We start from the raw sequence: 23,503 nt of genomic DNA, 5'->3' as shown, positions 1-23,503 counted from the left end.
CTCACGCCGGATCAGGAAGCGCCGTCAGCCCGCAGTCGCGTCACCGGCGCTGGCGCGTCCTCCATCAGCTGCGTCAGCGCCTGAACGATCTTGTCGGCCGGCATCGGCTTGCAGAAGTGGTAGCCCTGCGCGGTCGGGCAGCCCAGCTCGATCAGGGCGGCCCGCTGCTCGATCGTCTCGATGCCCTCGGCGACGACCCGGACGCCGAGGCGCGCCCCCAGCTCGACCGCACCGCGCACCACGGCGCCGGCGGCCGGCTTGTCGATCATCTCGTCCACGAACGACCGGTCGATCTTGATCTCGTCGACCGGGATCCGGGTGACCGAGGCGAGCGACGAGAACCCGGTGCCGAAGTCGTCGAGCGACATCTGCACGCCGGAGGCACGCAGCCGGGCCAGCACCTCGTCGACGACCTCCTGCTCGCTCACCGCGACCGACTCGGTGATCTCCAGCACGAGGCGGGAGGCCGGCGTCCGATGGCGGCGCAGCGCCTCGGTGACCTGGGCCGGGAACGTCGGGTCGGTGAGGCTGCGCGCCGAAACGTTGACCGAGACCGGGATGTTGATGCCGTTCGCGGTCCAGTCGGCGGCTGCGGCGAGCGCCAGGTCGAGCACCCGCCTGGTGAACGGGATGAGCAGCTCGCTGCGTTCCACAGCGGGCAGGAAGGCGCCCGGCGAGAGCTGTCCGCGGCGCGGGTGCCGCCAGCGGACCAGCGCCTCCACACCGGTCGGTGCGGCGGTCACCAGATCGACGGCGGGCTGCAGGTGCAGCACGATCTGGTCGTCGGCGGCGAACGCGTCCTGGAGCTCGGCGAGCAGCGCCAGGTGGTCGGTGCTGCTGGCGTCCTGACTGCTGTCGTACGTCCCGACGGTGAGGCCCAGCTCCTTGGCCCGGCCGACCGCGAGCGAAGCCCGCCGGAGCAGCTCGCTCACCTCGATCCGGCCCGGCTGCTCGGCCACGACGCCGACGGTCACCTCGACGGCGAGGCGTACCCCGGCGACCTCCATCGGCAGCCGCAGCTGCTCGACCAGTTCCCGGGCCCGGCGCAGTGCCGGTGGCATCGAACCGCCCACCCGCCCGGCCGGCTCACCGAGCGCGGCCATCGCCGGGAGCAGCAGCGCGAACTCGTCATCCCCGGTACGCGAGACCAGCTCAAGCGGCCGGGCCAGCTCGGTGAGCCGTTCCGCGACGAGCCGCAGCACCTCGTCGCCGCCCCGATGTCCGAGAGTGCGGTTGACCTCGCGGAAGTCCACCACGTCGAGCAGCAGCAGGGCGACGTGCTGACCCCTGTCGACCGAGCGCAGCAGCAGATCGCCCTGTTCGGCGAAGGCGGACCGGTTGAGCAGCCCGGTGAGCCGGTCGTGCACCCGGTCGTGTGCGGCGCGGGCGTCCAGCTCCGCGATCCGCTGGTGTGCGGCCGCGTCGTGCAGGGCTCCGGCCAGCGCTTCCCCGTACGCCACGATGGCCGCCTCGTCCTGCGGCACCGGCATGCTGGGCTCGCCGAGCCAGACGGTGAGCTCGCCGACCGGGTGCCCGGCGACAGCCATGCTGCGGGTGATGGCCGGCCCGGATCGGGCTGCGGCGGTGTCGTTCTGCCCGGGGCCGTCCTGCGAGTAACGGCGGTGGCCGCTGCCGAGCCGCACCTCCAGCTCAGCGCGGCGGGCCCCGAAGACGTCGAGGGCGCCGCGCAGCCCGGCCCGGGCCACCTCGGCCTCGCTGGCGCCGGGCAGACGGGCGGTGGCGGTCGCGAAGGCTTCCCACATCCGGCGTTCCTCGGCGGCGCGCAGGTGGAAGCGGTACGTCCGGTGCAGCAGCCAGAGCGCGGGCCCGAAGGCAAGCAGCCAGAGCGGCTCACGGATCAGGGCGAAGACCGCGCCGAGGCCGACCAGCACGTTGCCGACGGACATCGGCAGCTTGGCGTAGAGAACCCGGGTGGCGATCCGGCCCGGCGCGGCGTCGCGGTGCAGCACCAGCGTGAGCACGACCAGGCCGAACGTGATCAGCAAGTAGGTGGCGGCGCCGGCGACCAGGGCGAGTGGCAGCCGTGCGCCGCCGATCGGGGCGTCGCCGGCCAGCAGCGAGGTGACCAGGGCAGCGCCGGCCACGCCGAGAGTCATCGAAGCGACGAGGTGGACGATCTCGGCCGCGTTGCGCAGGCCGGTGAACCAGGCGAGCAGCAGCCAGGCCGCTCCGGTGCCGGCCAGGGTCGCGGCGGGCAGCCAGCCGGCCGGCGCGACGACGAAGCCGACCACCACTGCTGCTTCGGCCCAGCTGACCGAGACCGCGTCCGGGCCGAGGCGGAACCGGAGGCCGGCCAGCTGCGCGATCGCCGCGAGGACCGCCGCGACGCAGATGCCGTCGACGGCGGAGAGCGGCCGCCCGGCCGGGGAATCCACCGGTTGCAGGACACCGAGCACGACGGCAGCGACGGCAGCGATCACGACGGCGACGGTCAGCAGGCGCACCGGACGCGGCCGGGCGAGCCAGGAGGGGTGGTGGAACTGCTCGGCGGTCATGAGAGCGTCCCGCACCGGGCATGCACAGGAAGATGCACGTGCAGATGCTTCGCGGAGAGTTCGCGCCGGAAAGGTGTCATCTCGGCGCCCCCTTCCGCGCAGGGTCCAGGGGCCGTATGGCCCCCGGCGGAAGGCTAAATCAATACCGATGAACGCAACAGGGCTTGACGGACCCGAGACCGGGACACTCGGCCCATCCGGGTCCACACCACCGGGCCGGCATCACGTGCCCGCGCCGTCAGGCGCGGGCCGCTCCGCCACCTGAAGTGGAGTCACGTTTCTCGTCGTCCACGCCCGCCACCTCGGGTTCCTCCAAGGTCACCGGAGCAGCCGATCGACCCGCTTCGACGTCGCTCGCGGCCGCGGCGCCGGAACGCTCGAGATCAGCATCGAGACGAGCGATCTCCGCCACACGTTCGCGATCGGCCGGAGGCGAGAAACTGTCGGGAAGCCGACGAATGCGCTTGTTCATGTTGCGGATCAGCAGCACCGTCGCAACACACATGAGGACGATGAGGAACAGCCCCATCGGGCCGGCCAAGCCGCCCGAACGGGTGTCACCGAAGTTGTTGACAGCGAAGACGTCCACGCCCTCAGCGTACTGCCTCAGTGGGCGTCGACTTTCTCCCGGATGCCCGCGAACAGGTCGGACTCCGGAATCGGGCTGTCCACCAGAGAGCGCGCCAGCTCGAAGTCCTCGGTCGGCCACACCTTCTGCTGCAGCTCCAGCGGGATGTGGAACCAGAAACCGTCCGGGTCGACCTGGGTGGCGTGAGCGCGCAGCGCGTCGTCCCGGATCGAGAAGTAGTCACCGCACTCGATCCGCGTGGTGAGCTTGTCGCCACGGTCCTGCCGCTCGGACGCTTTCTCCAGCCACTCCGTGTACGGCGACTCGAGCCCTGCCGCCAGCATCCCCTCGTGCAGCGCCAGCATCCGCGCCCGGGTCCAGCCGGAGTTGTAGTACAGCTTCGACGGCTGCCACGGCTCACCCAGCTCCGGGTAGAGTTCCGGGTCGCCGGCCGCGTCGAAGGCGATCACCGACACCTTGTGGCACATGATGTGGTCGGGGTGCGGGTATCCGCCGTTCTCGTCGTACGTCGTGATGACCTGCGGCCGGAACTCGCGGATCAGCTTGATCAGCGGCTTGGCCGCCTCGTGCGGGTCCTGCAGGCCGAAGCAGCCCTCGGGCAGCGGCGGCAGCGGGTCGCCCTCGGGCAGCCCGGAGTCGACGAAGCCGAGCCAGGCCTGGTCGACGCCGAGGATCTCGCGCGCCTTGACCATCTCGGCGCGGCGGATGTTGGCGATGTCCGCGAGCACCTCGGGCCGGTCCATCTTCGGGTTGAGCACGCTGCCGCGCTCACCGCCGGTACAGGTCGCGACAAGGACCTGGACCCCCTCGGCGACATATTTCGCCATGGTGGCGGCGCCCTTGCTCGACTCGTCGTCGGGGTGGGCGTGCACGGTCATCAGGCGCAACTGCTCGGCCACGTTATTACCCTCTCGACCAGGCCTGCCGACGGCGGCCCAGGATCGGCTGCGAAGATGGACTCTGCCATTCTGGCCGATCCCACCGACAACAAACGCACGAGAGGTCGTCAGGTGAGCGAGACGCACGCCACAGCACCGGTCTTCCCCGCCGGCCGTTACGGCCGCCGCCGGGAGGGTTCACGCCGCCGCTGGCTGCCGATCCTCGTCACCGTGCTGTTCGGCATCGGTGTGGTGGCCCTCTCGCTGCAGTACTACAACAAGTTCGGCGAGGGCGATTACGACCCGCAGATCATCGGCTGGAACGACCCCACGCCCACCGAGCTGGTCATCCAGTTCCGGGTCCTGCTGCCGGACGACGGCAGCGCCAGCTGCATGCTGCGGGCCCGGGACTACGACGGCTTCGAGGTCGGCCGCCGCACGGTCGTCGTGCAGGCCCCACCCGGTGGCGGCTCGGCCGAGGTCAGCGAGTCGGTGCCGACCACCGCGCAGGCTTCCGTGGGCGACGTGATGGGCTGCCGCGCCGGCGGTTGATCCACAAGCTGACGCGATTTCACATTCCGGGCGCCCCGCACACCGCTGGTAAGCTTGGTGATTCGCTGCGTTGAACATGCTGCTTTTCGGCGGTGTGTCCTGACCCTGCCCAGTTCTCTCCAGAACTGCCCAGTACCAGCAAGGAGATCGACCGTGCCCAGTTCCGAGGCGCCGAAGACCTGGCTCTCCCAGGACGCTTACGACCGGCTCCAGGCCGAGCTCGACCAGTTGATCGCCAACCGGCCCGCCATAGCCGCGGAGATCAACGCGCGGCGCGAAGAGGGCGACCTCCGGGAAAACGGCGGCTACCACGCGGCTCGCGAGGAGCAGAGCCGCGAGGAGGGCCGGATCCTGTACCTCAAGGAGTTCCTGCGCAACTCCGAGGTCGGCGAGGCACAGGTCGCCGACTCCGTCACGCCCGGCTCGGTCGTCACCATCTACTTCGACGACGACCAGGCCGACACCGAGACGTTCCTGCTCGGCTCGCGGGAGATCTCCTCCACGACCGACCTCACCGTCTACAGCCCGGAATCGGCCCTCGGCAAGTCGATCCTCGGCGCCCGCTCCGGCCAGACCGTGACCTACACGGCCCCCAGCGGCGCCGACATCAAGGTCACCGTCGTCAAGTTCGGCGCTTTCGAGGGCTGACCTCGCTCGTCGGCTCACCGCGAGCTCGCGACGTGCCCGCTCATAGTGCGCCGCGAGCTCGTCGTCCATCCGGACCGATTCCGGTCCGGTCAGCTCCACCGCGGCCGGTTGCGCCGGCCGTGAAGCTGTCAGCCCGGCCCGCAGCCCGGCCGACGGGTGCGAAGCGAAAAGCGAGACTTCGGTACGCCGGCTGAGCTGCCGCAACGCCGCCACCTTCGTGCTCGACTCCAGGCCGGCCCGCGCCTGATCGGACGCCGCTCGCCAGGCCTGCGCCCCCAGCTTCGCCCGAGCTTCCCGGCGCACCACAGTGTCAACATGTCCCAGCGTGCTGCGCGCCGACGGGGTGAGCAGCCCACGCCGGACGTCGCCGTTCACGAAGTGCCCGAGCTCGCTCGGTGAATTGCCGGGCCCGTCAGGGCGTGGCGTCGGCCAGCAGGGCCACTCGGTAACCCGCCTCGCGCAGGGCACCGATCAGCGCGGACGAGTGGGCCGGCCCGCGCGTCTCCACCGAGAGCGCCACCTCGACCTCGCCGAAGCTGAGCCGGGGGCTCTGCCGGGAGTGCGAGACGTCGACGATGTTCGCCCGCTGCTCGGCGATCTCCCCCAGCAGCCGGGCCAGCTGACCCGGCCGGTCCGCGCAGCGCACCGCGAGCCGCAGGAACCGCCCGGCCGACGCGAGCCCGTGCTCGATCACCCGGAGAAGCAGCATCGGGTCGATGTTGCCGCCGGAGAGGATCGCCACCACCGGCCCGCCGCGCGGAGGCACGTATGCGCCGGTCAGCAGCGCCGCGACGGCCGCCGCGCCGGCCGGCTCCACCACGGTCTTGTGACGTTCCAGCAGGATCAGCAGAGCCGCCGACAGGTCCTCGTCGGAGACCGTGACGATCTCGTCAACCAGCTTCTCGACGTGCGCGAACGTGAGGTCACCGGGACGCAGGACGGCGATGCCGTCCGCGATCGTCGCGCCTGCCGCAAGCTTCCGCGGCGCGCCGGCGGCGAGCGAGGGAGGGTACGCGGCCGCGCCACTCGCCTGCACCCCGACGACTCGGATGTCCGGCCGCAGCGCCTTGGCCGCCACCGCGATGCCGGAGATCAACCCGCCGCCGCCGACCGCCGTGATGATCGTGGCGGCCTCCGGGCACTGTTCCAGGATCTCCAGCGCGACAGTGCCCTGCCCGGCGATCACGTCGGGGTGGTCGAACGGGTGGATCAGGATCGCCCCGGTGCTGCGGGCGAACTCGTGTGCCGCTTCCAGGGCGTCGTCCACGCTGGTCCCGGCGTACTCGACCGCCGCGCCGTACCCCTTGGTGGCCGAGACCTTGGGCAGTGGCGCGCCCTCCGGCATGAAGACCGTGGCCCGGGTGCCGAGCAGGCCCGCCGCGAGCGCCACACCCTGCGCGTGGTTGCCGGCGGAGGCGGCGACCACGCCGCGGGCGCGCTCGTCGCCGGAGAGACGGGCGATCCGGGTGTACGCGCCGCGCACCTTGTACGACCCGGCACGCTGCTGGTTCTCACACTTGAGCCAGACCGGAACCCCGGTGATCTCGGTGAGCGGCCGGGAGGTGATCAGCGGCGTCGTCTTGGCCACCTCGGACAGCAGTTCGCGGGCGGCTTCGACGTCGGAGAGGGAGAGCAGGTCCAGTGGTGCGGTCATGGGCACCAATCGTGCCACTGCCCCCTCAGACCAGGTTCTGCCGCTGCCAGGGGTTCTGAAGTTCGAACTGCCCGGCCACCGAGAGCAACAGCATCTCCGAGTCCGGCGGGCCCACGAGCTGGACCGCGAGCGGCAACCCGTCCGGCCGGGAACCGACCGGCACCACGATCGCCGGCAGGCCGGAGTAGTTCCACGGCGCCTGGTACGGCGCGTACGCCGCGTTGGCCTGCATGTTCTTCCACCAGGAGATGCCCGAGTACAGCACGGCCGGCGGCGGCGCGGTGGCCAGCGCCGGGGTGAGCAGCAGGTCGATCGAGTTGTCGGCGAAAAACCGGATGCACCGCTCGCGCCACGCGTCACGCTGCGACTGGCGGACCAGCCCGGCCCGCATCGCGGCTTTGCCGAGCGCGATGTGCCGCTGGGTACGCGGCTGCAGATCCTTGACCGGCAACCCTTCCGAGTTCACATAAGCGCCCGCGAACCAGGTGGCGAGCACCCCAAGCGCCACACCCGTCGGGTACGTCGGGTCGGCGGTGACCGTGTCGTGGCCCGCCGCGGTGAGCAGTTTCGAGGCAGTGGTGACAGCGCCGACGTTCGGCTCGTCCGGTTTCACCCCGGCCACCGGCGAGCGCAGCGAGATGCCGACCCGCAGCCGGCCCGGCTCCTTCAGCGCCTGCGGGGTCAGCCCGGCCAGCACCGAGAAGCCCAGCGCGGCGTCGGCGACCGTGCTGGTCAGCACGCCGTTCTCGACCAGGCCGAACCAGTCCTTGTCACCGAAGTCGACCGGGACAACACCACGGCCCGGCTTCAGCCCGACCAGGCCGCAGCAGGCCGCCGGAATCCGGATCGAGCCGAGGCCGTCGTTGCCCTGCGCGATCGGCACGAGCCCGGCCGCCACCGCGGCCGCCGATCCACCGGACGACCCACCAGGGGTCCGCTCCAGGTCCCACGGGTTGCGGGCGGCGCCGCTCTCGTCGTCGCTGGTGGCCCAGAGACCCATCTCCGGCATCTTGGTCACCCCGACCACGACGGCGCCGGCTCCGCGCAGCCTCCGGACCACTTCGTGGTCCTCTTCAGCCACCTCAGGGGTACGCGCAACAGCGCTGCCGTGCCACGTCGGAAGCCCGGCCACTGCGGTGTTCTCCTTGACCGCCACCGGCACACCGGCCAGCGGAAGGTTCGCCAGGTCCTCCTGGTCGTCGACCTTCTCCGCCTCGGTGATCGCCTCGACGCCGCGGACCACCCGGAACGCGCCCAGCTCTGGATCGGAGATGGCGATCTGTTCCAGATGGTCGGCAACGACCTGGGTGGCACTCGCGTCGCCGCGGCGCACCGCACGTGCGATCTGTTTGGCGGTCGCTCCCACCCAGGTCGTCGTCATCGCGCAGATTCTCCAGCGTCGGTCTTATCCGAGTGCCTGCTCGAGGTCGGCGAGCAGATCGTCAACGGTTTCGATGCCGACAGACAGTCGCACGAGATCGGCGGGAACTTCAAGCGCTGAGCCCGCAGCCGACAGATGTGTCATCTGTCCCGGGTGTTCGATGAGCGATTCGACTCCACCGAGCGACTCGGCGAGCACGAAGAGCTTCGCCCGGTTGCAGATCTCGATCGCCTTCTCCGCACCGCCGGCCGCGCGGAACGAGACCATGCCGCCGAACCGGCTCATCTGCTTGGCCGCGACCTCGTGCCCGGGGTGCGTGTCCAGACCCGGGTAGAGAACCTGGGACACGGCACGGTGCTCGCTCAGGTAACCGGCGATCCGCTCCGCGTTGTCACAGTGCCGGTCCATGCGTACCCCAAGGGTCTTGATCCCTCGAAGGGTGAGCCACGCGTCGAAGGGACCGTTCACGCCGCCCATGGCGTTCTGGTGGAAGGCCAGCTCGTCGCCGAAGCCGGTGTCCGCGGTGATCAGCGCGCCGCCCACCACGTCGGAGTGGCCGCCGATGTACTTGGTCGTCGAGTAGATCACCACGTCGGCGCCGAGGCCGAGCGGCTGCTGCAGGTACGGCGAGGCGAACGTGTTGTCCACGGCGAGCAGCGCGTCGTACTCGTGCGCCAGGCCCGCCAGCAGCGGGATGTCGGCGATGTTGAGCAGCGGGTTGGTCGGCGTCTCGGCCCAGATCAGCCGGGTGTGCCCGGGCCGGAACGCGGCACGCACCGCGTCGATGTCGTCGAGCGGCACCGCGGTCCAGTCGAGGCCCCACCGCTCCGCGACCTTCGCGAAGAGCCGGTACGTGCCGCCGTACGCGTCGTTCGGGATCACCACGTGGTCGCCCGGCCGGCAGACCGTACGCAAGAGGGTGTCCTCGGCCGCGAGACCGCTCGCGAAAGCGAGCCCGCGCCGTCCGCCCTCGATCGCGGCGAGGCACTCCTGGAGCGCGTCCCTGGTCGGGTTGCTGGATCGGCTGTACTCGTAACCCAGGCGAGGAGCGCCGACGGCGTCCTGGGCGTAGGTGCTGGTCTGGTAGATCGGAGGCACCACCGCGCCGGTCCGCGGATCCGGATCCTGGCCGGCGTGGATGGCAAGGGTGTCGAACCCGTACTGGTTAGCCGTCATGTAGCGCAAGGCTAGTCTCACGTGGTGGCGGACTGCGTGTTCTGTGGCATCGTGGCGGGCACCGTCCCGGCATTCACTGTCGCCTCGGTCCCGGCCGGGGTGGCTTTCCTGGACATTCGCCCGGTTTTCAAGGGTCACGTCCTGGTTGTTCCACGGGCACACGTGGTGCAGCTGCCCGACCTACCCGAGTCCGACTTAAGCGGATATTTCCGTTTTGTGCAGCTGCTGTCCGCTGCCGTTCCCGCCGCGCTCGGCGCCCAGGGCACCTTCGTCGCGATGAACAACATCGTCTCCCAGTCGGTGCCGCACCTGCACAGCCACGTCGTCCCGCGTACCAAGGGTGATGGCCTCCGCGGATTCTTCTGGCCAAGGCACAAGTACGCGAGCGACGACGAAGCCCTTGAGTACGCCGCCAAAGTTGGTAATGAATATCGGTCCCTCGACGTTGCAGAAACTGGACGAAGGGAGTGACCGTGTTCCTGCGGTACAAGAAGCTCGACCTGCCCACCGCCGACTCCGCCCTGCCCGGCCGCGACGCCGAGATCCAGGTAGCGTCGACCCACACCGTGCTGGGCACCCCGATGAAGGGCCCCTGGCCGGCCGGGTACGAGACCGCCGTCTTCGGAATGGGCTGTTTCTGGGGCGTGGAGCGCATCTTCTGGCGGTTGCCGGGGGTCCACTCGACCTCAGCCGGTTACGCCGGAGGGTTCACCACCAACCCCACGTACGAGGAGACCTGCTCCGGCACGACCGGGCACACCGAGGTGGTCCAGGTCGTCTACGACCCCAGCAAGATCTCGTACGAGGATCTGCTGAAGGCGTTCTGGGAGAACCACGACCCGACCCAGGGCATGCGCCAGGGCAACGACCGCGGCACCCAGTACCGGTCGGCGATCTACACGACGACCGAGGCGCAGGCCTCCGTCGCGCAGGCATCGCTGGAGGCCTTCCAGCCGGTGGTGACAGCGGCCGGCCACGGCGCCATCACCACCGAGATCAAGCCGCTGACGAAGTACTACTACGCCGAGGACTACCACCAGCAGTACCTGTCCGACGCGAAGAACCCGTACGGCTACTGCAACCACGGCCCGAACGGCATGACCTGCCCGATCGGCGTCGCCAAGACCGCCCACTGATCACTCGGTCAGCTTCGGGTGGGACGGACCGGCTGCGACAATCCAGACGATCCGGCGGTCCGCATCTGGGCAGTACCAGATTCGGCCGCCGGCCGTCACCCCGGCGGCGCCACCCGATCGCCTCGCTTAGCGGGCATCAGCGTTGCCATCCACGGGAGCAGGCACCGGACCCAGGTCCTCGTCCAACGGGCCACTCAGCTGGCGCAGAAGCTCCGGATCGGCATAGACCATGGCCGTCGACTTCCACCCACGCAGCATCTCGGCCAGCACCGACCATTGCCCCAAATCAGCCGATATCCTCGCTGCCTTAATGAATTCAGTGACGAACTGCGCCACCGCGTCGGCCGGCAGCAGTCCGAGCCAGGGAAACTCTTCGCTCAGCGCCACTGCGGCCGTCTCGACGGGAACATGCGCCAGGAGGTTGCGGAGCGCCCGCACGGTGACTCCTGGCAAGGCAGATCACCGGGAGCCCGGACGGGGGCCCACCCTCAGCGGAGCGGCCCCCGCCTGCTTGGCTGCGTCTGGGGCGACAGACGGGGTCAGAGGGGGTGGGAGTAGCGCAGGTGGGTCACCGGGTGGTCGTTTACCGTGTCGGCTCGGGACGCCCCGTCGGGACTCCAGCCGCCTCGTTCGTAGAAGCGTTTCGCCACCTCGTTGCCCTCCAGGACCCACAGGACGGCCCGCTTCTCGCCGAAGGACTTCAAGTCGGTCAGGGCCTGGATCATCAGCAGGCGGCCAGCGCCCGTGCCCACCCTCGACGGGTCCAGGTGGATCGCATATAGCTCGGCCGCGCCCTCGGTCTCGCTCGGGCCCACGTAGCTGAAGCCGATCAGGGAGCCGTTCTCCTCGGCCACCGTCATCCGGTGGGTGTCCTGCTCCCAGCGGTAACGCTCCACCCAATAGTCGGACATCATCTGCGGGCCGCGCGCCTCGAACGAGGCGGGGTCGACCAGGTCGGCGTAGGCGGCTGCCCGGGAACGATGGTGCAGCGCGCCGACGGCGGGCTGGTCAGCTTCGGTCGCCGGGCGCAGAGACGCGGTCATGCTGCCGACCGTAGCCCGGCCGGCTCACCACCGGCGCGGCGGAACCGGTATGCGTAGCAGGTCCTCGGCGATCACGATCGGGCCGTCGAACTCCTTGCGGGCCTCGTCCAGGAACCGGGTCCAGTCCTGGTAACGCTGCGAAAAATGCGTCAGAACCAGCTTTCGTACGCGTGCCTCGCGGGCCACCGAAGCCGCTTGCCCCGCCGTCAGGTGGCCGACCTGGGCCGCCATCGTGGCGTCCTCGGCCAGGAACGTGGACTCGATCACCAGCATGTCCACGTCCTCGGCCAGTGCGTAGACGTTGTCGCACAGGCCGGTGTCCATGATGAAGGCGAAGCTCTGCCCGGGCCGGACCGTGCTGACCTGTTCCAGCGTGACCTCGCCCAGCCGGCCGGTGCGCTGGAGCTCGCCGACCGCCGGGCCACTGATGCCGTGCTCGGCCAGCAGAGCGGGTAGCAGTCGCCGGGAGTCGGGTTCGGCCAGGCGATACCCGTACGCCTCGATGGAATGTCTGAGTGGCAGCGCCGTGAGGCGCCCCGCGGAGGTCTCCGCGACAAAGCCTGCGGCGCTCTGCGCAGAGACCGGTGAGGGCACGATCTCGGCGTTGTCCCAATAACTCGTGGCGTGCCGGAGCCGGTCGTAGAAATCCTGGCCGCCGGCCGGGTAGTGGACCGTGACCGGATGCGGCACCCGGTCCAGCGAGATGCGCTGCAGAATGCCGGGCAGGCCGAGGCTGTGATCGCCGTGGAAGTGCGTGACGCAGATCCGTTTGAGCGGGGTGACGGCCTGGCCGGCCATCAGCATCTGCCTCTGGGTGCCCTCGCCCGGGTCGAAGAGGATCACCTCGTCGTCCCAGCGCAGGAGGTATCCGTTGTGGTTGCGGTGCCGTGTCGGCACCTGGCTGGCGGTCCCGAGCACAAGTAGCTCACGCATCTCGGAACCCCCGGCGGAAATTAGGCGACCCCCGGGGGATCTTCCACGCTCGCGAACGAACGTGGTCCGGTCGGACAAGGCCGGATCCCCGGGGGTCGGATGGCTGTCTGTTACTCGCCGGGCCGCTGCCACACGGTCTCGACGTTCTCAAGACGAAGCTGTCGAGGACAGCGGCTAGCGGACAGCCACCTCACGAGTCCCGATGCTATGCAACTTCGGACCACCTCCCTTCACGTGTACGGCCACGTTAACCAAGGTCGGCGTCCGCCGCCAACGCTTTTAAATCACTAGAGGCGCGGGAATACCCGAGGCGACATCTCGGTGCTCTCCACCACGAGCGAGGCGGGTCCGACGATCTCCGGGTCCGGGACGCCGACGATGTCCGCGTCCTTGCCGGTGTAGTCGAAACGGTTGAGCACGTGCCGCATCGCCGCGACCCGGGCGCGCTTCTTGTCGTTGCTCTTCACCACGGTCCACGGTGCGTCGGCGGTGTCGGTGTAGAAGAACATCGCCTCTTTCGCCTCGGTGTAGTCGTCCCACTTGTCCAGGGACTGCAGGTCCATCGGGGAGAGCTTCCACTGGCGGACCGGGTCGACCTGGCGGATCGCGAACCGGGTCCGCTGCTCGCCCTGGGTCACCGAGAACCAGAACTTCACCAGGTTGATCCCAGACCGGACGAGCATCCGCTCCAGTTCCGGGGTCTGCCGCATGAATTCGAGGTACTCGGCGCGGGTGCAGAAACCCATCACCCGCTCGACGCCGGCCCGGTTGTACCAGGACCGGTCGAAGAGCACGATCTCACCGGCGGACGGCAGGTGCTTGAGGTATCGCTGGTAGTACCACTGGGTGCTTTCCTTCTCGTTCGGCTTCTCCAGGGCCACCACCCGGGAGCCGCGCGGGTTCAGGTGCTCCATGAAGCGCTTGATGGTGCCGCCCTTGCCGGCCGCGTCCCGCCCCTCGAAGAGGATCACCAGGCGTTCGCCGGTGTCCTTGCACCAGTTCTGCAGCTTCAGCAGCTCGATCTGCAGCAGCCGCTTGTCATGGTCGTAGTCCAGGCGGGGCAACCGTTCTTCGTACGGGTAATCCTCCCGCCACGTGTCGATCGGTGTGCCGTCCGCATTGATCAGACGCGGGTCGTCGTCCTCATCGTCGACCACCCGGTAACCGCTCAGTTCGGCGATCGGACCCGCGTAGGGCTGCGTCATCGGTTCCTCCGCATGCTCATGATCGTCATGCTCGGGACCGGCCTGGTCGGGATCAACGTGTTCCGGATGAACATCTGTGGTCATGTCTTCGCCAGCCAACGCCGCACCTTCTTGCGCCGTGACGCCCGCACCAGCGCGGGCACCTCCCGAAGGGTCTCCTTACCCACTTGTTCCTGCCGGCCGTACAGCACACCGAAGTAAAAGCTGTCCGGGCCGATCTCGTGCAGGACCTGGCGGGCGATCGTGGAGTCCTGGTGCGCGCCCAGGCCGTCCTGCAGGGCGGTCAATGCCTTCACCAGCTGTTTCGCGGGATTTCCGTGCTCCGGCTGGATCACCTCGACGGCGTACCGGGCCTGCTTGTAGGTCTTGCGGGCGTCGTGCAACTCCTCGTCGACACCACTCCTGGTGGCCGCGTCCAGCTCCTCGTCGGCCTTGCGCAGGATCTTGCGGGTGCGCTCGGCCGGGTTGCCGCCGTCCGCCTGCGGGTGGTCGACCAGGGTGTCTATCGCGTCCAGCAGGGCCAGGTAGCGGTCCGACTCGAGCGCCTCGGCCAGCTCGTCACGGCCCTGCGCCACCCGATGTTCCAGGGCGTTGCGGATCCGCTGGGCGACCGGCCCGAACTCGGGGCCGGACTCCTCGACACCGGTGAGCAGCTTGCCCTCCAGCACCTGCGGGTCACGGACCGCGCCGAGCATGCCGGCAAGCCAGCGCAGCTCGTCGCCGGTGCCCGATTCAGGGAACCAGCGTTTGTACGTCTTCAGCGTGCTGCGGAGCCGCCTGGTCGCCACGCGCATCTTGTGCACACCGTCGGCGTCGCCACGGCGGGCCGGTGGGTCGTACTCAAGGATGGCGTCGCGCTGCTCTCGTGCGTACCGAAGGACGGGGTTGACCTTGGTTTTGACCTTGGTCTTCGCCTTGGCCTCGGTCAGCCTCTCGGCCAGGGCTCGGGAGACCTTGGACGGGCCCTCGGCGGGGGTGGCGCCAGCTTTGAGAAGGGCCTGCTCGACGGCGTCGAGGACGGCGGCGTCACCGTCGACCAGCTCGACCTCGATCTCCTGCCAGGCGCTTTCCCGGCCCTCGGACTCGGCGTGCACCTGGTCCTGCGCGATCAGCGCGAGGGTACGGCCCTCGCCGTCACGCAGCGGCGTCTCCACCCGGTGTGTGCGCAGGCGGCACACCGGAGCCAGCGGCGCTCGGCGGACGAGGCCGCGCACGATGCTGACGAGCTCGTCCGGAACGGCGTCACCCTCGTGCCCGGAAATCCGGTGTTCGGTACGCCCGGCGCCGTCCCCTGGTGTCTTCAGATGCCAGCCGGCGTCGTTGCCTCCGGCCCGGCGTCGAAGTGTCCGGCGATTTCTCATCAACCGGAGGTCCTCGGTGTCGAAGTAGGTGGCGTCGAGATCATGTGTCTCGGTGCCGTCCACGCCGGTGATGCCGGCCAACCCGGCCAGCTCCGGAAGTTCGAATGTCGCAGGGACGTCGTACTTGCGTTCGGTCTCGGTGGCGATCTCCACGCGTTAATGGTGCCCCGTTGCGGGCCCCTGACACAGTCATGTCTCAGGTTCGAATGTCATCGTGGGAAATCCGGCTTGATGGGAGTGTTGTATGGAGAAGCCCGAGCGTCGCCCCGTTTCACTGTCCGCGTCCATCGCCGGTCTGCGCCTGATCGGTGCCGGCACCGTCCTCGGCCTGGCACTCACCATCCCCGCGTCGCCGGCCCAGGCCGATTCGCCCCGACCGCAGCCCGGGCCGGTGGCGGAGCACGAGAATCCCGACTCACCTGACGAGTGAGTGGTCAACGCCTGGCTTCGCTCTGGTTGCGCAGGTAATCGGCTCGGGCGTAATTCGCGGTCGCCGCGCCGTAATACATCGTTGCCAGTGACACGTGGAAATTGTTGTTGGTGATCGCGTTCTTCGCACTCGACGAAGCTGCCCAGCGGATCTCGGCATCGGTCTGATTGATCCCACGGCGCGCACAGCGCTGCCGGTTCATCTCCTTGCCGAGTTTCCAGCTCTCCAGCGACTTCTCGGCCTCGCGCATCATCGACCGAGCCTGCTGGATCATGAACTCGGCCAGTTCCCAGGCGGCTCGCTCGTCCTCGTTGCGAAATCGGGGCGACATGATGACCTCCCGCACTCCTCACTCTGCTCGTTCTGAGTGTGTGCGGCATGTCGGGATATGTCGATTCTTTTCGACCGGTGGCGTGAAAAGTGGGGCTCGGGCTTGCGCCCGGCGCTGCCCAACCCGCTTAGATCTTGAGCGATTTCGTACGCCTCAATTCATTGCGGTTCGGGCGGGCCCTTTGTCGCCGGTCTTGTCACGGAGGGTGAAGGGCTGGCGGGGTGTGTGGAAATTTGGCGTCGGCGGGCCGCGGCGGTTCCTCACTGTTCGTGACAAGGGGTGGCGCTGTCTCGAGGATGGCCGCGCTGGCGCATTTGACCTGATGATCGGAGCCCTCGCGGTCTGGCCCGAGCGGTGTGGCCCTCGCGGTCTGGCCCTCGCGGCCTGGCCCTCGCGGCCTGGCCCTCGCGGCGTGGATGAGGTCGCACGTAACCGTTCGGTGCGGGTTCATCCACGCCATAGCCGAGATGTGAGCCCACACACCAGTTGTGTGAGCGCTCAGCATCGCGGGGCGACTCTTCCGTGCGCCGGAGTCTCGGCGGCACGTGTTCACACTTCGGCGACGTGGACAACCTCCGTACGAGCGAGCCGCTCCGCTCTTCGCTGACGGCGACTTCGCCCAGCAGACGATGACTCAGGGCCGGGAAATTCACCACCGCCGTCGTGGCCAGCTGGTCGGCAGGGCGGTAGCGGTGGCGGTGGTCGCCGTCGTGGCGGCAGCGGTGGTCGCCGTCGTGGCGGCAGCGGCGGTGGTCGCCGTCGTGGCGGCAGCGGCGGTGGTCGCCGTCGTGGCGGCAGCGGCGGTGGTCGCCGTCGCGGCGGCGGCGGCGGTGGTCGCCGTCGCGGCGGCGGCGGCGGTGGTCGCCGTCGCGGCGGCAGCGGCGGTGGTCGCCGTCGCGGCGGCAGCGGCGGTGGTCGCCGTCGCGGCGGCAGCGGCGGTCAATCTCACCCTGGCGCTGGATTACCGCCCGGGGCGCCTCGAGACGACTCAGCCTCGGCTGGCGCGCGGGTCAACCCTGGCCGGGGGTGTGCACGCCATCCCAAGCGTTGCGCGCGCCGCGCTCAACGCGCTCACAACGGTCGCAGCGGTCGCAGCGGTCGCAGCCAAAGAGAGCGTGTCGACTTTGGGTTCAATCCGCACCCAAACTCAAGCCGCAAACCGCAGACCGCCCGTGTCGACTTCAGGTCCGATACGCACCCAAATTCAACACGTTCCGGCGTTCCGGCGTTCCGGCGTTCCGGCGTTCCGGCGTCGGTGATCTTGAGCGATCTTCCACACCGGACGGTTGAAAGTCGCTCAAGATCGCGGGCAGAGCTGATCGGAGCGCGGCAGGCGACCAGGGCCTTACGGATCGGTGCGGCGTAGAACGGCACGGTGCGGCGCGAACGGCGGGGGGCGGCACAGCACACCCGCAGGGGCGGCACAGCACACCCGCAGGGGCGGCACAGCACACCCGCAGGGGCGGCACAGCACACCCGCAGGGGCGGCACAGCACACCCGCAGGGGCGGCACAGCACACCCGCAGGGGCGGCACAGCACACCCGCAGGGGCGGCACAGCACACCCGCAGGGGCGGCACAGCACAGCACACCCCGCCCCGGACCAGCACAGCACACCCCGCGCGGAGCAGCACATCACCCCCCGCGTTGAACGGGTGGGCCGTGAGGGGGCGCCGGGGCCGGCGGTGGCGTGCGCCGGCGGGAGGGGCCGTCAGGTGTCTGGAAAACCGCTGGTGGCGTCGGCTGCGGTTGGCCGGCCACATCGGGCGTATCCAAAGAAGTCGGATGTGTCCAAAGAAGCGCCCCTTAAGAACCAAAGCGCGCATCAAGAACCTAAGCGCATGAACCGAAGAATGTGCGGGAGCACGTGACCTATGAATGCGGGGGAACCTGTGATCACGTGCTCCCGCCCACCGCCCCGCCCGAACCGGGTGCGCCTGGCCGGAGGCGCGGATCAGCGGAGGCGTGCTGATCCTTCCGAGCCGGTTCATTGGGCGGGCTTGGGTGCGGGATGCCGGAGCGCTGGCGGGGCGCCCCGGCGTCACCGCCGGTTGACGTCGGCCGGGCCGGGAAGCCGTTGCTTGCCGGGGGACGGTCAAGCTTTTTCGGCGACGTCCAAGTTGTCGGGTTACCTCCTATAGCGGTGCGAACCGGGGACGTTGTCCTCGAGTCCGCGGCCTGGCAGGGTACGCATGCTGTTCACGTCGTGTCGCAGGGTCCACGCTTCGCGCCATGGCCTTCTGGCCGCGGCGTCGGCGCGTTCCGCAAGACGGCGTGCCGAGCAGGGCCAGTGCCAGCCGCACCAGACGCATGTGTTATCCACAGTGGACGCCATGTGGCGCCCCAGCGTCTGTTGAGCGTCCCGCCATAACAGGCGGTCCACGATTTCGGCGGGCGCCGCCTCGTCGACGTCGACCATCCCCTGCCCCTTCGTCCGGGTGTGGTTCATAGCTCCGTCACGACACATACAACCGCAGCGGACCATCTGCTGGTCGGACTGTGTGTGCGATTGCGGCAACTATCCGTGACGGTCCATGTCCGGAGGGCACAAAAAAGTCGCTACGGGCCCGGAGAAAGGGCCCGCAGCGACTGCGGAAAGACCAATCAGGACAGATGGGCCAGCAGGTCCTGCCGGGTGAGAACGCCGGCCGGCTTGCCGTCCACCAGAACCATCGCGGCGTCGGATTTCTCCAGCAGCCCGACCGCCTCGGCCACCGGCTCGCCGCCGCCGATCATCGGCAGCGACTCCCCCATGTGGCGTTCGATCGTGTCGTGCAGGTGGGCCTGGCCGGTGAAGAGCGCGTCGAGCAGCGCCTTTTCCGAGATCGAGCCGGCCACCTCACCGGTCACGACGGGCGGTTCGGCTTTCAGCACGGGGAGCTGGGAAACGCCGTACTCCCGCATGTAGTCGATCGCGTCGCGGACCGTCTCGGTCGGGTGCACGTGGATCAGCGGCGGGATCTCGGCGCCCTTGCCGGCGAGGGCGTCGGCAACGGTCGGCGACGCCGACGACGTGTGCAGGAAGCCGTACCGTGCCATCCACTTGTCGTTGAAGATCTTCGAGAGGTAGCCACGGCCACCGTCCGGCAGCAGCACCACGACCACGTCGTCCGGTCCGGCCTTGCGGGCCACCTCGAGCGCCGCCACCACGGCCATGCCGCAGGAGCCGCCGACGAGCAGGCCCTCCTCGCGAGCCAGCCGGCGGGTCATCTCGAACGAGTCCGAGTCGCTGACCTCGATGACCTCGTCCGTGACGCTCGTGTCGTACGCGCTCGGCCAGAAGTCCTCGCCGACGCCCTCCACGAGGTACGGCCGGCCGGTCCCGCCGGAGTAGACGGAGCCTTCCGGGTCGGCGCCGACGACGCGGACGTCGCCCTGCTCCTTGAGGTACCGCCCGACGCCGGTGATCGTGCCACCGGTGCCGACACCCGCCACGAAGTGGGTGATCTTGCCGCCGGTCTGCTCCCAGAGCTCCGGCCCGGTCTGCTCGTAGTGCGAGCGAGGGTTCGCCGGGTTGCTGTACTGATCCGGTTTCCAGGCGCCGGGAATATCCCGGGTCAGCTGGTCGGACACGTTGTAGTAGGAACGCGGGTCCTCCGGTGCCACGGCGGTCGGGCAGACCACCACTTCGGCGCCGTACGCCCGCAGGACGTTCTGCTTGTCCTCGCTGACCTTGTCGGGGCAGACGAAGACGCACTTGTAACCCCGGAGCTGTGCCACGAGGGCCAGCCCGACTCCGGTGTTGCCACTGGTCGGTTCCACGATCGTGCCGCCGGGTTTGAGGAGGCCCGCCTTCTCGGCGTCCTCCACCATCCGCAGCGCGATCCGGTCCTTGACCGAGCCGCCGGGGTTCAAGTACTCGACCTTGGCCAGCACGGTGGCGCTGATGCCTTCGGTCACGCTGTTCAGCCGGACCAGCGGAGTGTTACCGATGATCTCGACGACATTGTCGTAATAGCGCACAGTTCACTTTACGACCACGCGCGGGTTGGTCCGCTCCCACTCCAGGAAGCGGTCCGTCTCGGCGAGCACGGCGCCGGCGAGCCAGGTGACCGCGACAGCGTCGTCGATCAGCCCGAACAGGAAGACGAACGCCTCCGGAACGGCGTCGATCGGCGACACCACATAGACCGTCGCAGCCGCCATCAGCGCCAGCCGCATGCCACCGTCGTACTCGCCTCGGCGTACCGCCCCGAGCATCCGGGGCAGCGCGCCGAGCCGCTGACCGACCGAAGGTCCGCCGCGGGCGCCAGCGGTCAGCGCACGAGCGAGCGCAGTGAACGCCGCCGCACGTTTCAACGTCTTGGCCATCTTTGTTCCCCTCTCCGCCACTCCAGCATGACTTGGGCACGCCATGATTGCCTCTCGCCATCGCGAGTTAGCCTCAAGTACCCACTTTCGGTGCCGATCTTGGCCCAACACGATGCCTTCCCTTAGAGCCACAAGCGAGGGAAACCATGAGTTCGATCAATTTCCTCACCGCCGAGGACTGGCGGCGGATCAAACTGGCCGGCCGGATCGCCGGGCAGCTGACCGGCATGCTCGCCGGTCTCACCGCCGTCTCCGCCGGCCTGCTGATGCGTCAGGCCGCCGAAGCCCGCCGGATCATCCCGATGGCCGAGGCGCCCCCGCCACGCGGCGACGGCGTGTACGGCGCGAAGTTCGGCGGCAAACCGCTGAACCTGGTGATCCTCGGCGACTCGTCGGCGGCCGGCTACGGCGTGCACCGGCCCCGGGAGACCCCCGGCGCCCTGTTCGCGACAGGTGTCTCCCGCCGCCTGCACCGCCCGGTGCGGCTGCATCGGCTGGCCGTCGTCGGCTCGATGTCGTCAGGTCTGCCGTACCAGGTGGACGCCGCCCTCGAATACGAACCGGAGCTCGCGGTCATCATGATCGGCGGGAACGACGTGACACACGCGTCGGCCCGCGACTCCGCCGTCCGCCATCTGGGTGACGCGGTGCGCCGGCTGCGCGACGCCGGCTGCAAGGTCGTCGTCGGCACCTGCCCGGACATCGGCGCCATCAAGCCGATCAAGCCGCCGCTGCGCTGGCTGGCCCGGCGCTGGAGCCGTCAGCTCGCCGCCGCGCAAACCATCGCGGTGGTACGCGAAGGCGGCCGGACCGTCTCGATCGGCAACCTGCTCGGCCCGATGTTCGAAGCGGACCCGGTGCGGATGTATAGCTCAGACCGTTTCCACCCGTCCGCTGAGGGGTACGCCCGAGCTGCGGCCGTGATGATGCCGACGGTGATGGCCGCCCTCGGCGAGGACGCGCGGACTCCGGTCGCGGAGAGCGTGCGGACACTGCCCGAGGCCGCGGATGCCGCGGTCCGGGCGCCGGGCACCGAGGTCAGCCCGGCCGGGCGGTGGGCGCAGCTGCGGCGGCACCCGTGGTTCGGCGAGCCACGCCACTGGTTCGGTTCGAGGGCGGGCACGGTCAACCCGGTTCCCGCCGTAGGGTATACGCCAGAGGATCATCAAGTCGGCTGATGCAGGGAGGCGTGACATGGCTGGTCTGCCAAGACAAATAGGCAAGGCCGCGGCCACGAGCCTGTTGGCCGGCGCGGTGGGCGGCGCTGCCCTGATCGCCGGTGAGCTGCTCGCGGCCAAAGCCCGCCGTTACGCCAAGCCCACGATGGGCCTGGCCCTGCGTACCTCGATGGGTCCGGCGACCGCGCCTCCGCTGCGTCTGGTGCTGCTCGGCGACTCGGCCGCGGTCGGAGTCGGCGTGGAGTGGCTCTCCGACACGGTCGGCGGCCAGCTGGCGCGCCTGCTTGCTGACGGCACACCGGAGTCCGGTCCGCGGCACGTGCTGCTCAGTAGCGTCGGCGTGGCCGGTTCACGGTCCAGCGATCTCGCCACCCAGGTGGCCCGGGCGCTGCTGCACGACCGGCCGGACGTGGCTGTCGTGCTGATCGGGGCGTACGACGCGACGACCGGCCGCGCTCCCGAGGACGCCGCGATCCACCTGGGCCAGGCCGTGCGGCGTCTCCGCTCGGCCGGCGTGCAGGTCGTCGTCGGCACCTGCCCGGACCTGGGCGCGGTCCGCTCGATCGCGCCGCCGCTGCGGCAGATCGCCGGGCTGTTCGGCCGCCGGATGGCGAAATCGCAGGCCCGCGCGGTGACCGAGGCCGGTGGCACGGTGGTCGACCTGGCCGTCGAGACCGGCACGGTGTTCCGGGCCGACTCGGGGACACTCTGTTACGACGGCTTTCACCCGTCCGCCGACGGCTATCGGGTGTGGGCGCACGCGCTGTTCCCAGCAGTGTCCAAAGCCGCGATGACCGGCGTGTGACAAATTCGCACTTCCGACCATGTTACCGGCGAGTAAACTGACCGGCATGCCGGAAGCTGTCATCGTTGCCACTGCCCGCTCCCCCATCGGCCGCGCCCACAAGGGCTCTCTGAAGGATCTGCGACCCGACGATCTCGCCACCACGATCGTCGACGCCGCACTGAACAAGGTGCCGCAGCTGGACCGCACGCTGATCGAGGATCTCTATCTCGGCTGCGGTCTCCCCGGCGGCGAACAGGGCTTCAACATGGGCCGCGTGGTCGCCACCAAGCTGGGCCTTGACGGCCTGCCGGGCGCCACGATCACCCGTTACTGCTCGTCCTCGCTGCAGACCACCCGGATGGCGTTCCACGCGATCAAGGCCGGCGAGGGCGACATCTTCATCTCGGCCGGCGTCGAGACGGTGTCCCGTTTCGCGCGCGGCTCCTCCGACGGGCTGCCGTCCGAGCTCCAAAAAGTAGTCGGCCCCTGGGAGAACCCGTACTTCGCGGACGCCCAGGCGCGCACGAAGGGCTCCGCCGCCAGCGGACAGACCTGGCACGACCCGCGTGAGGACGGCGCGGTTCCGGACATCTACATCGGCATGGGTTACACCGCCGAGAACCTCGCGCAGATCAAGAACGTCACCCGCGAGGAGATGGACGAGTTCGGCGTCCGCAGCCAGAACCTCGCCGAGAAGGCCATCGCCAACGGCTTCTGGGACCGCGAGATCACCCCGGTCACCCTGCCTGACGGCACCGTCGTGTCGAAGGACGACGGTCCCCGCGCCGGCGTCACCATCGACGCGGTCTCGCAGCTCAAGCCGGTCTTCCGGCCCGACGGCCGAGTCACCGCCGGCAACTGCTGCCCGCTCAACGACGGCGCCGCCGCGCTCGTGATCATGAGCGACACGAAGGCTCGCGAGCTCGGCATCACCCCGCTCGCACGGATCCTCTCCACCGGCGTCACCGCGCTCTCCCCGGAGATCATGGGCCTCGGCCCGGTCGAGGCGTCCAAGCAGGCCCTCAAGCGCGCCGGCCTCACTGTCGGCGACGTCGACCTCTTCGAGATCAACGAGGCGTTCGCAGCCCAGGTCATCCCGTCGTACAAGGATCTCGGCATCCCGCTGGACAAGCTCAACGTCAACGGCGGCGCGATCGCTGTCGGTCACCCCTTCGGCATGACCGGCGCCCGCATCACCGGCACCCTGCTCAACTCCCTCGACTTCCACGACAAGACCATCGGCCTTGAGACGATGTGTGTCGGCGGCGGCCAGGGAATGGCGCTGGTCATCGAGCGTCTCTAGGCCCCGGCGGTTTTTCAAGATCAAATTCAGGTCGCATCTCGGTGGTGGGTACAGATCGCTGCTCCCGCCGAGGGCCCGGTGCGGATTCGCTT

The 23,503-nt window shown here is 69.3% G+C and carries 23 protein-coding genes; 8 read left to right on the top strand and 15 right to left on the bottom strand.

The window, feature by feature from the left end; genetic code table 11:
- Positions 1 to 11: 11 nt before the first annotated feature.
- The 3 genes from ACQP2E_RS03830 to mca form a co-directional block, all read right to left on the bottom strand.
- Positions 12 to 2,516, bottom strand: coding sequence for a putative bifunctional diguanylate cyclase/phosphodiesterase (locus ACQP2E_RS03830; protein ID WP_433828496.1), 2,505 nt, complete (start codon positions 2,514 to 2,516; stop codon positions 12 to 14).
- 238 nt (positions 2,517 to 2,754) lie between these two features.
- Positions 2,755 to 3,105 carry a hypothetical protein gene (locus ACQP2E_RS03825; protein ID WP_433828495.1) on the bottom strand — a complete coding sequence of 117 codons (351 nt, stop codon included), beginning with the start codon at positions 3,103 to 3,105 and terminating at the stop codon, positions 2,755 to 2,757.
- Between the two features lie 17 nt (positions 3,106 to 3,122).
- Complete coding sequence (mca, locus tag ACQP2E_RS03820; RefSeq protein ID WP_433828494.1) at positions 3,123 to 4,004, bottom strand: mycothiol conjugate amidase Mca; 882 nt, start codon at positions 4,002 to 4,004, stop codon at positions 3,123 to 3,125.
- Between the two features lie 54 nt (positions 4,005 to 4,058).
- Between mca and ACQP2E_RS03815 the strand changes: the two genes are divergently transcribed.
- Both ACQP2E_RS03815 and greA read left to right on the top strand, forming a co-directional pair.
- Entirely contained in the window at positions 4,059 to 4,535 is a 477-nt protein-coding gene (locus tag ACQP2E_RS03815) for a DUF4307 domain-containing protein (RefSeq protein ID WP_433828493.1), read from the top strand.
- A gap of 153 nt (positions 4,536 to 4,688) precedes the next feature.
- Entirely contained in the window at positions 4,689 to 5,183 is a 495-nt protein-coding gene (gene greA / locus ACQP2E_RS03810; RefSeq protein WP_433828492.1) for a transcription elongation factor GreA, read from the top strand.
- 412 nt (positions 5,184 to 5,595) lie between these two features.
- On the opposite strand, the gene ilvA is transcribed toward greA, so the two are convergent.
- The 3 genes from ilvA to ACQP2E_RS03795 are packed head-to-tail and all read right to left on the bottom strand — an operon-like array spanning position 5,596 to position 9,394.
- Positions 5,596 to 6,837, bottom strand: coding sequence for a threonine ammonia-lyase (ilvA, locus tag ACQP2E_RS03805; RefSeq protein WP_433828490.1), 1,242 nt, complete (start codon positions 6,835 to 6,837; stop codon positions 5,596 to 5,598).
- A gap of 25 nt (positions 6,838 to 6,862) precedes the next feature.
- Positions 6,863 to 8,218, bottom strand: a complete 1,356-nt coding sequence (locus ACQP2E_RS03800; RefSeq protein ID WP_433828489.1) for an amidase — start codon at positions 8,216 to 8,218, stop codon at positions 6,863 to 6,865.
- A 24-nt stretch (positions 8,219 to 8,242) separates the two neighbouring features.
- Entirely contained in the window at positions 8,243 to 9,394 is a 1,152-nt protein-coding gene (locus ACQP2E_RS03795) for a cystathionine gamma-synthase (protein ID WP_433828488.1), read from the bottom strand.
- A 24-nt stretch (positions 9,395 to 9,418) separates the two neighbouring features.
- On the opposite strand from ACQP2E_RS03795, the gene ACQP2E_RS03790 reads away from it, so the two are divergent.
- A complete protein-coding gene (locus tag ACQP2E_RS03790; protein WP_433828487.1) occupies positions 9,419 to 9,865 on the top strand; it encodes an HIT family protein in 447 nt (148 codons plus the stop codon).
- A gap of 2 nt (positions 9,866 to 9,867) precedes the next feature.
- A complete protein-coding gene (msrA, locus tag ACQP2E_RS03785) occupies positions 9,868 to 10,530 on the top strand; it encodes a peptide-methionine (S)-S-oxide reductase MsrA (RefSeq protein WP_433828486.1) in 663 nt (220 codons plus the stop codon).
- 126 nt (positions 10,531 to 10,656) lie between these two features.
- Here the strand turns inward: msrA and ACQP2E_RS03780 are convergent, their stop codons facing one another.
- From ACQP2E_RS03780 to ACQP2E_RS03760, 5 genes are all read right to left on the bottom strand, one after another.
- Complete coding sequence (locus tag ACQP2E_RS03780) at positions 10,657 to 10,968, bottom strand: hypothetical protein (protein ID WP_433828485.1); 312 nt, start codon at positions 10,966 to 10,968, stop codon at positions 10,657 to 10,659.
- Positions 10,969 to 11,069: 101 nt separating this feature from the next.
- Positions 11,070 to 11,573, bottom strand: coding sequence for an N-acetyltransferase family protein (locus tag ACQP2E_RS03775; protein WP_433828484.1), 504 nt, complete (start codon positions 11,571 to 11,573; stop codon positions 11,070 to 11,072).
- 24 nt (positions 11,574 to 11,597) lie between these two features.
- On the bottom strand, positions 11,598 to 12,506 hold the full coding sequence (locus ACQP2E_RS03770; RefSeq protein WP_433828483.1) for a ribonuclease Z: 909 nt from the start codon (positions 12,504 to 12,506) through the stop codon (positions 11,598 to 11,600).
- Positions 12,507 to 12,793: 287 nt separating this feature from the next.
- On the bottom strand, positions 12,794 to 13,711 hold the full coding sequence (gene ppk2, locus ACQP2E_RS03765) for a polyphosphate kinase 2 (RefSeq protein ID WP_433828482.1): 918 nt from the start codon (positions 13,709 to 13,711) through the stop codon (positions 12,794 to 12,796).
- Between the two features lie 80 nt (positions 13,712 to 13,791).
- On the bottom strand, positions 13,792 to 15,225 hold the full coding sequence (locus ACQP2E_RS03760) for a CHAD domain-containing protein (protein ID WP_433828481.1): 1,434 nt from the start codon (positions 15,223 to 15,225) through the stop codon (positions 13,792 to 13,794).
- 91 nt (positions 15,226 to 15,316) lie between these two features.
- On the opposite strand from ACQP2E_RS03760, the gene ACQP2E_RS03755 reads away from it, so the two are divergent.
- A complete protein-coding gene (locus tag ACQP2E_RS03755; protein ID WP_433828480.1) occupies positions 15,317 to 15,502 on the top strand; it encodes a hypothetical protein in 186 nt (61 codons plus the stop codon).
- A 4-nt stretch (positions 15,503 to 15,506) separates the two neighbouring features.
- Here the strand turns inward: ACQP2E_RS03755 and ACQP2E_RS03750 are convergent, their stop codons facing one another.
- The 4 genes from ACQP2E_RS03750 to ACQP2E_RS03735 form a co-directional block, all read right to left on the bottom strand.
- Positions 15,507 to 15,833, bottom strand: a complete 327-nt coding sequence (locus ACQP2E_RS03750; protein ID WP_433828479.1) for a hypothetical protein — start codon at positions 15,831 to 15,833, stop codon at positions 15,507 to 15,509.
- Positions 15,834 to 16,482: 649 nt separating this feature from the next.
- The gene (locus tag ACQP2E_RS03745) at positions 16,483 to 16,776 is read right to left on the bottom strand and encodes a hypothetical protein (protein WP_433828478.1); all 294 of its coding nucleotides are present in this window, start codon (positions 16,774 to 16,776) and stop codon (positions 16,483 to 16,485) included.
- A 1,660-nt stretch (positions 16,777 to 18,436) separates the two neighbouring features.
- Positions 18,437 to 19,795, bottom strand: coding sequence for a cystathionine beta-synthase (locus ACQP2E_RS03740; protein ID WP_433828477.1), 1,359 nt, complete (start codon positions 19,793 to 19,795; stop codon positions 18,437 to 18,439).
- Positions 19,796 to 19,798: 3 nt separating this feature from the next.
- Positions 19,799 to 20,143, bottom strand: coding sequence for a YkvA family protein (locus ACQP2E_RS03735; protein ID WP_433828476.1), 345 nt, complete (start codon positions 20,141 to 20,143; stop codon positions 19,799 to 19,801).
- Positions 20,144 to 20,289: 146 nt separating this feature from the next.
- Here ACQP2E_RS03735 and ACQP2E_RS03730 point away from each other — a divergent pair, with 146 nt between their 5' ends.
- The 3 genes from ACQP2E_RS03730 to ACQP2E_RS03720 are packed head-to-tail and all read left to right on the top strand — an operon-like array spanning position 20,290 to position 23,411.
- Complete coding sequence (locus ACQP2E_RS03730; protein WP_433828475.1) at positions 20,290 to 21,321, top strand: SGNH/GDSL hydrolase family protein; 1,032 nt, start codon at positions 20,290 to 20,292, stop codon at positions 21,319 to 21,321.
- 16 nt (positions 21,322 to 21,337) lie between these two features.
- The gene (locus ACQP2E_RS03725; RefSeq protein WP_433828474.1) at positions 21,338 to 22,126 is read left to right on the top strand and encodes an SGNH/GDSL hydrolase family protein; all 789 of its coding nucleotides are present in this window, start codon (positions 21,338 to 21,340) and stop codon (positions 22,124 to 22,126) included.
- Between the two features lie 46 nt (positions 22,127 to 22,172).
- Complete coding sequence (locus tag ACQP2E_RS03720; RefSeq protein ID WP_433828473.1) at positions 22,173 to 23,411, top strand: acetyl-CoA C-acetyltransferase; 1,239 nt, start codon at positions 22,173 to 22,175, stop codon at positions 23,409 to 23,411.
- The last annotated feature ends 92 nt before the right edge of the window (positions 23,412 to 23,503 follow it).

Source organism: Actinoplanes sp. CA-015351 (genome assembly GCF_050955685.1).
GTDB lineage: Bacteria > Actinomycetota > Actinomycetes > Mycobacteriales > Micromonosporaceae > Actinoplanes.
The sequence above is the reverse complement of the archived record's forward strand: the minus strand, read 5'-3'. Positions and strand labels throughout refer to the sequence as shown.

Excerpts from the sequence above, each read along its gene's own strand:
- ACQP2E_RS03830 (WP_433828496.1), bottom strand. The coding sequence starts at position 2,516 with ATGACCGCCGAGCAGTTCCACCACCCCTCCTGGCTCGCCCGGCCGCGT.
- ACQP2E_RS03815 (WP_433828493.1), top strand. The coding sequence starts at position 4,059 with ATGGACTCTGCCATTCTGGCCGATCCCACCGACAACAAACGCACGAGA.
- ilvA (WP_433828490.1), bottom strand. The coding sequence starts at position 6,837 with ATGACCGCACCACTGGACCTGCTCTCCCTCTCCGACGTCGAAGCCGCC.
- ACQP2E_RS03800 (WP_433828489.1), bottom strand. The coding sequence starts at position 8,218 with ATGACGACGACCTGGGTGGGAGCGACCGCCAAACAGATCGCACGTGCG.
- ACQP2E_RS03795 (WP_433828488.1), bottom strand. The coding sequence starts at position 9,394 with ATGACGGCTAACCAGTACGGGTTCGACACCCTTGCCATCCACGCCGGC.
- ACQP2E_RS03775 (WP_433828484.1), bottom strand. The coding sequence starts at position 11,573 with ATGACCGCGTCTCTGCGCCCGGCGACCGAAGCTGACCAGCCCGCCGTC.
- ACQP2E_RS03770 (WP_433828483.1), bottom strand. The coding sequence starts at position 12,506 with ATGCGTGAGCTACTTGTGCTCGGGACCGCCAGCCAGGTGCCGACACGG.
- ppk2 (WP_433828482.1), bottom strand. The coding sequence starts at position 13,711 with ATGACGCAGCCCTACGCGGGTCCGATCGCCGAACTGAGCGGTTACCGG.
- ACQP2E_RS03755 (WP_433828480.1), top strand. The coding sequence starts at position 15,317 with ATGGAGAAGCCCGAGCGTCGCCCCGTTTCACTGTCCGCGTCCATCGCC.
- ACQP2E_RS03750 (WP_433828479.1), bottom strand. The coding sequence starts at position 15,833 with ATGTCGCCCCGATTTCGCAACGAGGACGAGCGAGCCGCCTGGGAACTG.
- ACQP2E_RS03735 (WP_433828476.1), bottom strand. The coding sequence starts at position 20,143 with ATGGCCAAGACGTTGAAACGTGCGGCGGCGTTCACTGCGCTCGCTCGT.
- ACQP2E_RS03730 (WP_433828475.1), top strand. The coding sequence starts at position 20,290 with ATGAGTTCGATCAATTTCCTCACCGCCGAGGACTGGCGGCGGATCAAA.
- ACQP2E_RS03725 (WP_433828474.1), top strand. The coding sequence starts at position 21,338 with ATGGCTGGTCTGCCAAGACAAATAGGCAAGGCCGCGGCCACGAGCCTG.
- ACQP2E_RS03720 (WP_433828473.1), top strand. The coding sequence starts at position 22,173 with ATGCCGGAAGCTGTCATCGTTGCCACTGCCCGCTCCCCCATCGGCCGC.